Here is a 13,662-nt window from a genome sequence, read left to right as displayed (position 1 = left end):
AGTCACTTCATCCACATGAGACACGCTCTAAAGATTTCTCGCCGACGACCTGCTGACAAAGCTGCTTGCTGCTCCACCCGCCAATGCGATTGCCAGCACCGCGATCAGCGCCACTGCTACGCCGTAACCGCCGACCAGCAACGGAAAATTCTTCACTACCAAAAATACCAGTGCCCCGAACGCCACGAGCGACACAGTCGGCGCAATGAACGTCGTCAGCCAGGATCCTCGTTCGTGTCCGCGGAAGAACACGATGACCGCCAACGAGGTCAAAGCCATCAACACGATAATTCCCAGAGTGGCTGCGCCGGAGAACCACGTGTACAGATCGAGCACTGGATCCAATCCCAGCATGACGGATCCTGCGATGGCGAGGAGGCAGTAAGCGGTGACTGCCAGCGATGCCCGCGACGGTGCGTGATGACGGGGATGGGCCCGACCCAATGCCGAGGGAAGCAGACCCGCCGCCCCGAAGTTGAAGGTGAACCGGGCGAGTACGTTGTGGAAGGTCAGAAAGCAACCGAAGAGACTTACCAGAACAAGTATCTGAACGGCGTCCTGTCCGAAGACGCCTAGGAACGTCCATGCCAGTTCGGTGACCAGGGTCTGAGGGTTCTCGATTGCTTTCGCGACGAGACTGTTGGGGCCGGTACCTACTGCAACGGGAGGAATGATCGAAACCTGTGGATCCCGGGAGGGCGCACCTTCCCGGATGATGATCTGTACACGAACAGGATTCTGATCAAGTCCAGCGCGCCAACGCTGGCGGGAAGGCACGCCCGTGCTCACGATAGTGGACCACGACGACGACTCCAACGAGACCCGCCAGGCAGTCGGCGCGGGCCGCTCGTTGCTCGACGAGATCGTCCGCGACGGCGCCCGGCAGATGCTCGCCGCAGCCCTGCAGGCCGAGGTCGCCGACTACATCGCCCGGCATGCCGGTGAGATCGACGACAACGGTCACCGACTGGTGGTTCGCAATGGCTACCACGCCGAGCGCGAGGTGGTCACCGCCGCCGGCGCGGTGGCGGTGAAGGCGCCACGGGTCAACGACAAGCGCATCGACCCCGACACCGGTGACCGTCAGCGGTTCTCCTCGGCGATCCTGCCGGCATGGGCCCGCAAATCCGCGCAGGTGTCCGAGGTACTGCCGCTGCTGTACCTGCACGGGCTGTCGACCAGCGACTTCGGCCCCGCCCTGGAGCAGTTCCTCGGCACAGGTGCCGGCTTGTCGGCCAGCTCGATCACCCGCCTCACGACTCAGTGGCAGGACGAAGCCAAGGCCTTCGCCCGGCGGGATCTCACGCAGGCGGATTACGTCTACCTCTGGGTCGATGGTATTCACCTGAAAGTGCGGCTCGAGCAGGAGAAGCTCTGTTTGCTGGTGATGATCGGGGTCCGCGCCGACGGCCGCAAGGAACTCGTCGCCCTCTCCGACGGGTACCGGGAATCGACCGAGTCGTGGGCGGATCTGCTGCGGGATTGCCGGCGGCGTGGGATGCGGGCCCCGGTGCTGGCGGTCGGTGACGGTGCCTTGGGGTTCTGGCGGGCCCTGCGCGAGGTGTTCCCCGAAACCCGGGAACAGCGGTGCTGGTTCCACAAGCAGGCGAATGTTCTTGCTGCGCTGCCGAAGTCCGCGCATCCTGGTGCGTTGGCGGCGATGAAGGAGATCTACCTCGCCGAGGACATCGACAAGGCCCAGGTGGCGATCAAGGCCTTCGAGATCGATTACGGTGCGAAATACCCGAAGGCGGTCGCGAAGATCACCGACGACGCCGATGTGCTGCTCGAGTTCTTCCGGTATCCGGCCGAGCACTGGGTACATCTACGCACCACTAATCCCATCGAATCGACCTTTGCGACAGTGCGTTTGCGGACCAAGGTGACCAAGGGGCCGGGGTCACGGGCGGCGGGGATGGCGATGGCCTACAAACTGATCGAGGCCGCCCAAGCCCGGTGGCGGGCCGTGAACGCACCGCACCTGGTGGCGTTGGTGCGCGCCGGTGCGCTCTTCCACAAGGGCAAGCTCCTCGAACGGCCTGTCGAGATCACCCCAGAACCGTCACCGGACACGCCGGTATCCGAGGTCGCCTGACACACCTCGATCCACAGGATTTGACGATTTCTCCTGCAACGGCAAAAAGACTGAATGCATAGAACAATCCGATGGCGACGATGGACACGTATGTCGCTCGGGGAATCGTTCGACGTGGATTACGCGCCTCGCTTCGGAAAATAACAGTGGCCTCGAAGCCCACGAACCCGAAGAAGGCGAACATCAGGCCGAGCGATGGCGTGCCGTCGGTGAAGTGTAGTGGGTTCAGGGCCGATGCGGTGGTTCCCTCGGGCCCACCACGAAACACCACGACGAAATCGAGCACCAGCATGATCGCAAGTTCGAGGACCAACGAAACGCCGAGAACCTTGGTGCTCAATGCGATGTCGCGGTAAGCCAACACCCCAGTGATGAAGAGCGACACCGTGCTCCACGCCCACCACGGAATCACGGCACCGGTGAAGTACTCAATGGCACTTGCAGTGGAAGCGCCCAAATATCCGACGAGCGCGACGAACAGCAGCGCATACGACACCAGCGCCAGTGTGGCTGCCCCACGTCCGCAGACGTGGCCCAGGCCAGCACGAATGAAGTCGTAGAATGCGCCGGCGTCTGTGACTTCATGGGCCATTCGAGTGAAGCCGACGGCGAATACAGCCAAAGCCAGCGCTGCGACAACGAAGAACAGGGGTGACACGGGACTTTCGCTGGCACTGACGACAACTGGAAACACCGCTACTGCTGCCGCCAGCGGGGCAGCACCGGCAGCTACCAAAAATACGACGCCTCGGACGCCGATGCCTTTACCCATGGGGACCGTGGCGGTGCCGGTCTCAGTACTGACGACTGAACCAGAGGATGTCGAGGACGATTTTTGAGACATGCCTGCCTACCTGACGTGGGTTGTCGATCTCGCCGATCGGTCTAGTGCGAGATGATGAAAGTAGAGATTCTTGCTGTCAACCTGGAAATACGACCGATTAGGGTATCGATTGACTCGGTTGTCGACGCACCGCTCGTTTGCAGTCTGCTGGTGATTGTGACCTCACGGCTTTGGACTTATGGCCGTCGACGTGATCGCCCCGCAGCGGAGTTCACCAAGGAGCGTCCCAGCGTCAGAAGCGTTCGCTGCATACTCGCTCCTTTCGGTCGAATCGGCGGATCTCAGAGACGCGCATCACATCCAACTGCGAGTGTGCCGCACGAAACTGAGGTGAGGGAAACAAAATTTTTGACTCTATTTACGCAGATCTGTTGTGAATCGGAGCCCTGGGGGCCATGATGGTTGGCGTTGCAGTTTTAGATACCGAGAGCGAGTTCGATGGACGTTCATACGCGTCGTCTACGGCATTTCGTGGCAGTTGCAGAGACCCTTCACTTCACCCGTGCAGCAGAGAGTCTGTACGTTTCGCAGCAGGGTTTGAGTCGCAGCATCACTGAACTCGAACACGATGTAGGCGTACCGCTGCTTAAAAGGACAACGAGAGCAGTCGAACTGACCGACGCTGGCAAGGCCTTTCTCCGTTCAGCGCGTGAGGCGTTGGCAGTTCTGGACGCGGGCGTGGCAGACGCGCACCGAGCGCATTCCAAAATGTCCGGTGTTCTGCGCATCGGGTTCTTTGCCGCGTCAGCACTGGAGCTGACACCGTTGATTATTTCGGAGTTCAGAACTCGTCACCCGTCCGTCAGCCCTCGGATCGAAAGCTACGACCTCACAGATCCCTCCTGTGGTCTGCGGTCCGGAGAGACGGATGTGGCGTTCTTGCGGTTACCGATCGATCTGGCCGACCTGAACTCTGAAGTTTTGTTCACTGAACCGCTTGCAATTGGGATGACGAGCTCGCACCCTCTTGCAGCGCAGAACGTGGTGCTGTTGTCTGATTTGCAGGATCAGGTAATTTCAGCACCGGCTACCGACGACGCACGTTGGCGCGCATTTTGGACACTGCGTGATCTCGGGGTCGACGATGACAATCTGCCCCGCATCAGCAGGGAAACCGCAACGATGGATGAAGAGCTGGACAACGTAGCGGCGGGTCTCACTTTGTCGGTGTCTGTGCCCAGCATGGACCGATTCGCACATCGGGCGTCGCTGGTGTACCGAACGCTGGGTCAAGTGGCGGGATCGACGCTATGTGTCGGATGGCGCGGACAACCAACTCCACTGGTCCAAGCATTCATAGCCGTCTCGCGAAAAGTCCGCGACGAGCACCGCGACCTCGTGGCCCGAATTGAAAGCGGTAGCGCCGACTGATGGGTACTTCTTACTTGCAGTGAACCCGACTCAGTGGCAACCACTCGAGCCGCAGTTCACGCCGGAAAGCTCACCGGCACAGCTATTCCCGAACTGCTGAATACGCGTGATCACGGCTAGACTAACCACACGAGACGCACTCGTCCGCCGCGGCGCACCGACCCGCCGTCATCGACCTGCACAGCCCGTGAACCACCTCATGCGCAGTAGGCGGACGTCGAAGCTCATCTAGAGGACGGGATCACCGATTCGCCGGAACCGGTGAGCAAGAATTTTTCGTACAGCGATGCCGAAAGGCCTCGACCATCTACTGGCCGAGTCGCTGATCCCCCCAGGTGGCGTCTCAAGTCGCGTCCGCTGCGACCGATAATTCGGTGCGATGCCAGCTGGACCGTCAAGACATCTTGACAAACAGCTCGCCGCTCCCCTTCGACGCACCTCAGACACGGCTCTCGGCGTCGAGTAGGTCGAGGGTGCGTTGCAAGAGCTGCTCGATCCGGTCCTCGACGTTGTTCGACCAGGTCGGGGACGTCGGTCAAGGCGGCGTGAGCGCGGCGACGCGCCTCGACCCCAGTGCGGTAGTACTCGGAGCCGAGGTCAATCGCCGGCGTCTCCTGTGCAGCGATGGTCGTGCTGTAATCCGCGGCGTCGTCGTCGCGCAGTCGCCTGATTCGACGGCGCGGGGGGTGCTGCGGCGCAAATGCCGGTGCGGTGCCCGGCGATGACCGCCCAAATCTCGGCACCAATCATCGCCGCGACGGGCAGCGGCAGATGGCGGCCACACCGGCCGATCGGCGCCGCGACCGGCCCCGGTCTGCCCTACATCGATTAGCACCGCACACGCGCCACTCGAGAATTCCACCGCAACGACGCCGACAACGCACGGCTGCTGCCCGAGGGTGAATTAAGGTTGCGCCGCATCCCTACCTCCGAAAAGCGCGGAACACTCTCCGACATCACGAGCCATCAAGCATCACGAGTCATCAGACGGCGGTGCGCTGGCTTCGGCTCCGAAGCATGGTGGGCAGGACTATCACGACCGCCAGAAAAACCTGGATCAGTGCGAGTGCGCTCGCACCATAGAACAGCAACTCGAGCGTACCGCTCGGCGGAGGGGCGGCGTCCACGGTGTGGGGGGCCGAGCGGTGACGGTGTCCGGGGGTCGCGGTGTTCGCCGCGCCGATGAGGGTGTTCGTCATCGAGACCATCATCATCGCGTGTAAGACGAGCATCCCGGCTGCCAATGCCCCCGTGGTGGACCAGTCGCGGATGGTCGGCTTGGTCCACAGATGCCCGACGCAGAACAGGCAGGCGCAGGAGAGGGCGAGCATCAGCAGGCTGGTGCCGGGAGAGTGGGGCAGGTGGGTGAGCAGCACCGGAATGTGTGCTGCGACGCAGGCCAGAACCAAGAGGGCAGCGACCTTCCCGGCGGCGGTCGCCCGCACGGGATTGACCGGCAGGGTGGGCCGCCAAACGGTGGCGGCGGCGGAGGTGGCCATGAGTTCTCTCCTTGGGTTCACTCGTGGTTCCCGGCAAGGACGCGCCCTGAGCTGGGTACGGAAAGAGGGCGCACAGGTTTTCGGCGATGGTGCAGTGCGGCGGGTTTGCCAGAAGTGTGTGGCCGGCCCGCACCCTGATGGGCGCGGACCGAACCGGTCACGGTCATCTGTTGTCGAGTTCGGATTCGGCCTCCTCGAGGGCGGCGAATTCTTCTTCGGGTGCCTTCGCGACGAGGTGGTGTCGGCTGTAGAAGGCGAAGTACGCGATCATCACCGCGTACGCGGCGGCCGCGTACAACACCACCGAGGGGTCGACCATGAACCCGGCTGCCAGGGCGGCGACGGCCAGGACCAGGGCGATTCCGGAGGTGAGCATTCCACCGGGGGTGCGGTAGGGGCGGTGCAGGTGCGGTTCCCGGATCCGCAGGACGATGTGCGAGATCATCATCAGGATGTAGGAGACGGTGGCCCCGAACACCGAGATCAGGATGAGCAGGTCCCCGGAACTGGTGAGGGACAGAATGAATCCGATCACCCCGGGCACGATCAGCGCCAGGAACGGGGTCTTGCGCCCGTTGGTCAGCGACAGCACCTTGGGCAAGTAGCCGGCCCGCGAGAGCGCGAACGTCTGCCGCGAGTAGGCGTAGGTGATGGTGAAGAAGCTCGACACCAGACCCACCAAGCCGATGACGTTGACGAACTGGCTCAGCCAGGTGGTGCCGCCGTTGGCGGCCTCCATGGCGTCGATCAACGGGTTGTCGGAGTCCTGCAGGGTCGATGCGCCCGATCCGCCGGGTCCGAGGGTCAGCAGCAGCGCGGCGAGGGTGAGCAGCACCAGCACACCACCGATCAGTCCCTTGGGGATGTCGCGCACCGGGTTGCGGGCTTCCTCGGAGGCGAGGGGGACGCCTTCGACCGCGAGGAAGAACCACATCGCGTAGGGCAGGGCGGCCCAGACTCCGACGATGCCGAATGGAAGGAAGCTGCTGGCGCCGACAGCATTGGTGGGGGCGATGTCGATGAGGTTGCTGACATCGAAATGCGGGATCATTCCGATCGAGAAGGCCAGCAACCCGATCACGGCGACGATGGCGATGCCGAACATCAGCTTGAGCACCTGCGAGACGCCGTACAGGTGCAGACCGATGAAGGCGATGTAGAACACCGCATACACCAAGGGTCCGCTGATCCCGAAGAGGCTGTCGACATAGGCGCTGATGAACGTGACCACCGCGGCCGGGGCGAGGACGAATTCGAGGAGCACGGCGGTGCCGGTCAGGAAGCCGCCCCACGGTCCCATCGCGCGGCGGGCGAAGCCGTAGCCGCCGCCGGCCGTGGGGATGATCGAGGCCATCTCGGCCAGGGCCAGGCACATCGCGGTGTACATCAGGCCCATCAGTCCGACCGCGATGAGCATGCCACCCCAGCCGGCGTGGCCGATTCCGAAATTCCAGCCGGCGTAGTCACCGGCGACGACGTAGCCGACGCCGAGTCCGATCAGCAGGACCGGTCCTGCGGTGCCGCGGCGCAGCTGACGGCGGAGCATGTAGTCGTCGGCGACGTTGTCGTAGCCGACTCCGCCCGCGGCGTGGGCACCGGTGGTGCCCGCGTGGGTGTGGCGGCCGGGGGCCGCCACCGGATCGGTGCTCATGGCTAGTCCTCGCATCCGCAGTGCGACCCCTCGGCCTGCCGCTCGGGGCGGGGCAGATTCAGGGTGGGGTTCTGGTCGAAGAATCCGTGGGGTTGGAGGATGAAGCCGACGTGCTGGCGGGGCATGACCGGCCAGTCTTCGAGGCGCACCACGTGGTGCATGCCGAAGGTGTACCAGACCACGATGTCCTCGTCGACGATGTTGCGGTTGCCCGCGATGTAGGCGGGAAGGCCGTCGCCGCCGCGGGACTGATTCGGGTACTCCCCTGCCGGGAAGCGCTCGGTCTCGTCGTAGGCGGTGACCCAGAAGTTGTTGGTGGCGAACCCGGCTCGCTTGGCCACCCAGGAATCGGGGGTGGCGGACAGGGTGATCGCGTCGGTGGGCTGGAGCCGGTAGGCGACCGGTTCGTCGACGATGTTGCGGCGGTCGTGGTTGACGATCTTCCAGAATCGGTGCTTGCCGGCGTCGGCGAGGCGGGCGGCGTCCTGTTCCCGTTCGAGGAGACGGTCGACGGTGTAGAAGCAGCTCTGTGTCGGGTTGGTGCCGGGCACCTCGGTGTCGACCTCGTAGACCGCGTTCTTGGTGCCGTCGAGCTCGAAGTCCATACGCACGTTGAAGATGTGCTGGTGGATGGGGGCGTAGAGGCCATCGTTGTTGAGGGTCTGCCCGTACAGCGACTTGGTGCCCGGCTGCTGGCCTGCGGTGGAGAGGATGCCGGTGGCCTTGACCAGGAACTCGATGGTGCCGTCGAGGTAGAGGTGCCAGTAGAAGCCGTACTCGTAGTTGGCGACGGTGGCGATGAAGGAGATGATCAGCTTCCGTGAGCGCCGGACCTCGGCGGTGTCCTGCCGGTAGTCGTAGTGCTTCCACATGATCGAGTCGTCTTCCTCGTGCATGCAGACCGCGTTCTTGATGGTCATCGGGTTGCCGTGGCTGTCGCTGACGATGCCGTCGAAGTACTGGATTTCGCCGAGGCAGTCGCAGCCGAGTGCCAGGGAGTTCGCCAGGGCACCGATGTTGTATTCGCCGGCGTCGAAGGCGTTCTTCTTGTGCTGCACCGGGGACGGGTCACCGTAGGGCACCACCATCTCCACCAGAGAGGCGCGGTTGATCACCGACCGGTCACGGTTGCCGTCCCGGAACATCAGCTGATGCAGCACCAGACCCTCACGAGGGGTGAAGCCGACCCGGAAGCTCCAGTCACCCCAGGTCACGTGCTGGCCGTCGACCCGGAAGGAGCGGCCCTGAGGTGAGGTGATCTCGAGGGGCTTGATGTCGGTGCGGGCCGGACCGACCTGTTGGGGCAGGTAGTTGCCGGTTTGCTGCGGAACGGGGATGAGGCCGTTGTCCTCGATCTCGACGACCTCACCGTTGTTGAGGTCATAGATGATGATCAGGCCCTCGGCCGGGTGCGCGTAGGGGCTGTCGTCCGGGTCGAGCCGGGTAAAGACGAGGGCGCGCATCAGGCGGCGACCCTGGTCATCCTTGCCGAAATAGCCGGCCGACCACGGCTCGATACACACCAGGTCCAGGTTGGTCAGCCCGCGGCTGGCCAGGGCTTCGACGACGCGGGGATCGCGTTTGCAGTTGACCTCACATTCCTCGAACTCGTCGAGCATGATCGGCGGCTGCGCGCCGGACGGCAGCTCCACCCACCGCTCGAGGCTCTCGTTCTCGAGGTCGACGGTGGCCTCGTAGCCGTATCCAGTGGACCGGTCGATCAGCACGGCGCTGGCCTCGCGGCGAATCTGCGAGAGGTCACCCCGCAGTGCCTTCTTCGACGGTTCCTTCAACTCCACCTGCACGAACCGGAAGCTGTCCGCCTGCGCCTGCGTGCTCTTCAGCACCGACACCGCCTTCGAGATTTCGTCCCGGCTGAGGGGGTCGAGGGGATGTGTTCCCGGGGCGGCGACCGTGCGATCGATTTCCTGAATGGACATGGGTGTCTCGCTCCTTGGGCATGGTTCGGCCACGCGTCGACATCACGAAGAGGCGCCCTCGATGGTGGGCATTTTCCGGGTGGCACGGTGGCCGGGTCGGTTCATGAATCGATCGGTGGAGATGTCTGCGTAGATCACGGGCTTTCGCTTAGCGATGTGATCGGTCGCCGACGCCTTCGAGGTGTCCCTGAAGAGAAACCTGCCAGGGTGCGGTCAACCGTTCACAGCAAGAACCGTAACGCTGCTTTGTGATTGGGAGCACACGCCGGCGAGAACGAAGGTGAGAACTTCGTGCCGGAAAATTCTCTAGCTGGTTAACATGGATGAAACCTTCTCGTCATGTATCGGAAATGGATGGATTCGACGCTGGGCGTGACATCGATCACCACCCAGGGCCGCGTGCAGCTGCTGACCAGGCGACTTCGCTGCTTCTTTCAGAGATGAGCGTGCGGAACATGACGACTTCACCGCACAAGCGGGCGCTGGTCGCGGCGCAGTCACCCGTGCAGGGGTTGCCGCGCCGTCAGCTGCCCTTCATACCGGTATTTGCCCAGTCCGTCGCGGCGGTCGCGCCGTCGGGTGCGGCGGCAGTGATCCCGGTGCTGGTGATCGGCACCGCCGGCGGGGGCGGCGCGCTCGCCGCTTTCGTGTGCGCGGCCGTGGTCATCCTGCTCGTCTCGGCGTGCCTACGGCCGATGGCACAGCGGATGGCCTCGGTCGGCGGAATCTACAGCTATACCGCCCGCGGCCTCGGTCCGACCGCCGCCGTTCCGACCGGCTGGTCCGCGATCGTCGGATATGCGACGGTCGGCATGGCCGGCCTGCTCGCCGTCGGCACCTACCTCTCGCACATCGCCGTCACCACCGGGTTGGCGCGGGGCACCCCCACCGGTGCGATCGTCGCCGTCACGGTGGTGGCCGCCGTGGTGGCCGCCCTGGTGATGATCCGCGGCATCCGGATCTCGGCCCGGATCACCCTGCTCGTCGAGTGTGTCTCCGTCGGCCTCGTCGGTGCCCTGCTGATCTTGTTGCTGGTCACCACGACTCGCACCGGCGTACCGGTCGCCGCCGCCATGAGCTGGGAGGGCAACGCACAGGGCATGGCGCTGTCCGTCATCGTCGCCGTCAGCGCGTTCGTTGGCTTCGAAAGTTCCACGACACTGAGCGGGGAGGCTCGCCACCCATTCCTGTCGGTGCCGCGGGTGATCCGGTGGACCCCGGTCGCCGCCGCCGCGTTGTATCTGATCGCCCTGCCGGTGCAGGCGATCGCCCTCGCCGAGGCCCCCGACTCGGTGCGCGAGAGTGCGACACCGCTGGTGGCACTGCTGGTCTCGGAGGGCTCGACCGGTTTGTCGGCGATCCTCGACCTGGGAATCGCGGCCTCGTTCTTCGCCTGCACCCTGGCGTCGGTCAATGCGCTTGTACGAGTGCTGTTCTGCATGGGCCGCGAGGGCGTCGCCCCGTCTGCCCTCGGCCGCACGCACCCGCGTTTTCAGACGCCCGCCCCTGCCATCGCTGCGTCGATGGTCGTGGTGACCGCTGTGCCGATCGCGGTTCTGCTCGCCAGTGTCTCGCCCGATCAGGGTCTGCGCATCTTTCTCACCCTCAGCGCCTGCGGCTATATCGGCAGCTATCTCGCGGGGTGCTTGTCCGCGCCGATCCTGTTGCGGCGCATCGGAGAGTCGACCCCCGCGGTCTGGGTGCTCGGTGTCGTGACCACCGTCATCCTGTTGTTCCTGGTCGTCAACGCCGTGGTCTTTGCCATCCAGGACGGGATCGTGCTCCTCGCGGTCTATGCCGTGATCATGGCTGCGGCGGTGCTCTACACCCTTGCGCTTCGGCGTCTGGCTCCGCACCGGCTCGCCTCGGTCGGTATCTACGACGAGACCCAGCGCACCGACCTGCTGCCCACGGCCGCGTTCCAATGAGCCCACGCACCGACCCGTCCCGACACCACCCCAGTACCGTCTCGAACTCTCTCGACATCCTCGAGGTGGTCGCCACCCTCGGCCTCGGGGTCACCGCCAAGGAGATCGCCGGCGCCCTGCACCTCCCGCAGGCCACCGCCTACCGGCTCATCAACTCGCTCGTCGCCGAGGAGTATTTGGTGCGGACCTCGGATCTGCGCGGATTCGGGCTCGGCGCGCGCCTCAACGGGCTGGTCACCGCCGCCGTCTCCCCCACCGTTCCTACCGCCGCGCGCCGGCAACTCGACGACCTCCGCGACAGCGTGCGGTTCGCCGTCCACGTGATTGCCTTCCACAACACGACGCTGCGGGTCCTCGACGCCGACCCCGATCACCCCGTGCGCGCTACGCGTGAGCTGGTGCGTTACCTGCACGCCTCGGCCGCCGGAAAACTCTTACTCGCCGACCGCACCATCTGGCAGGAAGCGTTGCCCTCGACTCCGCTGCGGCAGCTGACCTCGGCCACCGTCATTGATCTCGCCGCTCTCGACACCGAACTGCGCACCATCCGCGATCAGCAGTTCGCCGTTCAGGTCGACCAACTCGAACAGGACCTCGCCTGCCTGGCGGTGCCGCTGCGCGACCCGGACGGAGACACCGCCGGCGCCCTCTGCCTCGCCGGCCCATCCGCCCGCATCGACGCGCTCCTCCGTCGCGCCGACTCGCTGCAACAGTGCGCGGGTGTGCTCGCGCCGTTGCTGTTCTAGGCAGCATATGAAGATATCCACCGTGCACCGATCCACCGCAGCGGCGCGACCGCCCGCGAGGTCCCCGGCCTCCAGCGGGCCCCGGCGCGGTCGGATCACTCGGTGGCCCGGATGCGTGGGAGAGCTGTGGGGGCGGCGTCCGGAGCGATCACCATCGCCGCACACGCACTCGGTGGCGGGCGAGCTTGGACCGACGGCAGCCGGCCGAAGTTGGACCACCGACAAAGGCGTGTGGCCTGGGTCACATTTCAGCGATCGCGGCGGGCGGTGGATCTACCATTTCCTCGCATCGGAACACGAAGGAGCAGGTCGATAACCCAACACGGCGCAAGCCAATCCTGGACTGGTTAGCAGGGATTGGTGCACTGCTCCGACGAAATTCGTGGCTCCGGTCGATTACTTCGCACGCAGCACATCCGAGGAGACATCAGCGACGCCCACCACCCAGGTACACCAACACGGAACCGCGCTTCTCGACTGGAGCGCGTCCCCTCCCGACGCGCAGTGCTGAGGAACGCGGTCAGGGCTCACGCGGGTACCTGTTGAATGTCCCGGCGAGGCCCGGCCGGAGCGGACTACACTCCGACCGGGCCGCTTCGGCCCACCGGGGCGTAACTGCGCCTCTGGCGCGTATGACACTGGGGCCGAGATAGTTTCAGACTCCGGTAATACCGCAGGCGCGGGCTGGGTGTCGCAGGGTGCAGCTTCGCCGCGCACTGACAGCCGAGAAGTAACCACCCCGCGCACTCGCGGCAATGTAGTCGTCTTCACGCGACACAGATCAGGACACCGACGACCGCTACTGCGGCCAGGGAGGCACCGACGCAGATCAACCACGCCCGCGTCGCCAGCTGCCGCCACCGATCACACCGCTCGTCTACATCCGCGACAGCGACCGAGCCGACCGGATTCGGATGAGACGCTCGGAACTCCGCAAGGCGGCGGACTTTTGCGTCCGCTCGTGCCGCCACACCGAACGAGACGGGGACCACCAGAAGCGTCACCGCCAGCAGTGCAACCATGAGGCCTACGCCGGTCCCGAACATCATCGTCCCTTCCACAGTAAACAGGGCCCGTCACGGGTATCGCGCGTGATCCCCGGCCACGCGAGGCCACGGGCACAACCACGCCCCTGTCAGCTCTATCGCCGAACTGCCACCGAGTGTTTCACTCGCCGGCATCGGCGCAGGACTATGGATGGCCGCGGGCGGCCCTATACGCCGGGCATCGGGAACTTCCACACCGCCACCACAACCACGCCCATGATCAGTCCGGCGTACAGAACAGTGCTAACAACACCGACCCGCAACGTGTTCAGCAGACTCGCGCCCAGGTTCTCGGTAATCCGTGCCATGACAACTCTTCTCTCACGTGCAGATAATTTCGGCAGCCACGTCGAATGGTGGCGTACCGGTTACCTTGGACCGATTTCGACACCTGCACATTGGCCGAACTACCTACGCCCATAACCGTATTTGGGTCTGGAGGTTTGGGTCTCAGTTCAGGGTCGCAACCGAACATCCCCGAGCGCCAGGCTTCTCCCACAAATTCAGCTGTGTTCTACGTCACAGACTTGGTGCCTGAGCTA

General features: G+C 64.3%; 11 protein-coding genes. 4 read left to right on the top strand and 7 right to left on the bottom strand.

The annotated features are described in order from the left end of the window. Positions 1 to 27: 27 nt before the first annotated feature. A complete protein-coding gene (locus ACLIVD_RS39000) occupies positions 28 to 789 on the bottom strand; it encodes an APC family permease (protein WP_491933268.1) in 762 nt (253 codons plus the stop codon). Between ACLIVD_RS39000 and ACLIVD_RS38995 the strand changes: the two genes are divergently transcribed. Continuing rightward, positions 782 to 2,095 (top strand): IS256 family transposase, encoded by a 1,314-nt coding sequence (locus tag ACLIVD_RS38995; protein ID WP_242324308.1) that lies wholly within the window; start codon positions 782 to 784, stop codon positions 2,093 to 2,095. The genes ACLIVD_RS39000 and ACLIVD_RS38995 overlap by 8 nt on opposite strands. Here ACLIVD_RS38995 and ACLIVD_RS38990 read toward each other — a convergent pair. Then, a complete protein-coding gene (locus ACLIVD_RS38990; RefSeq protein WP_491933266.1) occupies positions 2,049 to 2,939 on the bottom strand; it encodes an APC family permease in 891 nt (296 codons plus the stop codon). The genes ACLIVD_RS38995 and ACLIVD_RS38990 overlap by 47 nt on opposite strands. Positions 2,940 to 3,377: 438 nt before the next feature. Between ACLIVD_RS38990 and ACLIVD_RS38985 the strand changes: the two genes are divergently transcribed. Then, positions 3,378 to 4,310, top strand: coding sequence for a LysR family transcriptional regulator (locus ACLIVD_RS38985; protein ID WP_164063835.1), 933 nt, complete (start codon positions 3,378 to 3,380; stop codon positions 4,308 to 4,310). Positions 4,311 to 5,293: 983 nt separating this feature from the next. Here the strand turns inward: ACLIVD_RS38985 and ACLIVD_RS38980 are convergent. The 3 genes from ACLIVD_RS38980 to ACLIVD_RS38970 all read right to left on the bottom strand — a co-directional run bounded on the left by ACLIVD_RS38980 (position 5,294) and on the right by ACLIVD_RS38970 (position 9,400). Next, entirely contained in the window at positions 5,294 to 5,809 is a 516-nt protein-coding gene (locus ACLIVD_RS38980) for a hypothetical protein (protein ID WP_164063833.1), read from the bottom strand. A gap of 163 nt (positions 5,810 to 5,972) precedes the next feature. Beyond that, positions 5,973 to 7,460: an ethanolamine permease gene (gene eat, locus ACLIVD_RS38975; protein WP_283336429.1), complete on the bottom strand. Its 1,488-nt coding sequence runs from the start codon at positions 7,458 to 7,460 to the stop codon at positions 5,973 to 5,975. A gap of 2 nt (positions 7,461 to 7,462) precedes the next feature. Then, positions 7,463 to 9,400: a primary-amine oxidase gene (locus ACLIVD_RS38970; protein ID WP_164063829.1), complete on the bottom strand. Its 1,938-nt coding sequence runs from the start codon at positions 9,398 to 9,400 to the stop codon at positions 7,463 to 7,465. 455 nt (positions 9,401 to 9,855) lie between these two features. Between ACLIVD_RS38970 and ACLIVD_RS38965 the strand changes: the two genes are divergently transcribed. Next, positions 9,856 to 11,328: an APC family permease gene (locus ACLIVD_RS38965; RefSeq protein WP_164063827.1), complete on the top strand. Its 1,473-nt coding sequence runs from the start codon at positions 9,856 to 9,858 to the stop codon at positions 11,326 to 11,328. Continuing rightward, positions 11,325 to 12,074, top strand: coding sequence for an IclR family transcriptional regulator (locus ACLIVD_RS38960; protein WP_164063825.1), 750 nt, complete (start codon positions 11,325 to 11,327; stop codon positions 12,072 to 12,074). The genes ACLIVD_RS38965 and ACLIVD_RS38960 overlap by 4 nt, the downstream gene beginning before the upstream one ends. Positions 12,075 to 12,841: 767 nt before the next feature. Here ACLIVD_RS38960 and ACLIVD_RS38955 read toward each other — a convergent pair. Together ACLIVD_RS38955 and ACLIVD_RS38950 are read right to left on the bottom strand one after the other, a co-directional pair. Next, positions 12,842 to 13,123 (bottom strand): hypothetical protein, encoded by a 282-nt coding sequence (locus ACLIVD_RS38955; protein ID WP_269592235.1) that lies wholly within the window; start codon positions 13,121 to 13,123, stop codon positions 12,842 to 12,844. Positions 13,124 to 13,287: 164 nt separating this feature from the next. After that, the gene (locus tag ACLIVD_RS38950) at positions 13,288 to 13,428 is read right to left on the bottom strand and encodes a hypothetical protein (protein WP_200887862.1); all 141 of its coding nucleotides are present in this window, start codon (positions 13,426 to 13,428) and stop codon (positions 13,288 to 13,290) included. Positions 13,429 to 13,662 lie beyond the last annotated feature (234 nt).

The organism is Rhodococcus sp. G6(2025), from assembly GCF_058628105.1.
This window is presented reverse-complemented; position numbering and strand designations above follow the sequence as displayed.

What these genes read in the sequence shown, in the direction of transcription:
- ACLIVD_RS38990 (WP_491933266.1), bottom strand. Translation starts at nt 2,939, where the DNA reads ATGTCTCAAAAATCGTCCTCGACATCCTCTGGTTCAGTCGTCAGTACT.
- ACLIVD_RS38985 (WP_164063835.1), top strand. Translation starts at nt 3,378, where the DNA reads ATGGACGTTCATACGCGTCGTCTACGGCATTTCGTGGCAGTTGCAGAG.
- ACLIVD_RS38980 (WP_164063833.1), bottom strand. Translation starts at nt 5,809, where the DNA reads ATGGCCACCTCCGCCGCCGCCACCGTTTGGCGGCCCACCCTGCCGGTC.
- eat (WP_283336429.1), bottom strand. Translation starts at nt 7,460, where the DNA reads ATGAGCACCGATCCGGTGGCGGCCCCCGGCCGCCACACCCACGCGGGC.
- ACLIVD_RS38970 (WP_164063829.1), bottom strand. Translation starts at nt 9,400, where the DNA reads ATGTCCATTCAGGAAATCGATCGCACGGTCGCCGCCCCGGGAACACAT.
- ACLIVD_RS38965 (WP_164063827.1), top strand. Translation starts at nt 9,856, where the DNA reads ATGACGACTTCACCGCACAAGCGGGCGCTGGTCGCGGCGCAGTCACCC.
- ACLIVD_RS38960 (WP_164063825.1), top strand. Translation starts at nt 11,325, where the DNA reads ATGAGCCCACGCACCGACCCGTCCCGACACCACCCCAGTACCGTCTCG.
- ACLIVD_RS38955 (WP_269592235.1), bottom strand. Translation starts at nt 13,123, where the DNA reads ATGATGTTCGGGACCGGCGTAGGCCTCATGGTTGCACTGCTGGCGGTG.
- ACLIVD_RS38950 (WP_200887862.1), bottom strand. Translation starts at nt 13,428, where the DNA reads ATGGCACGGATTACCGAGAACCTGGGCGCGAGTCTGCTGAACACGTTG.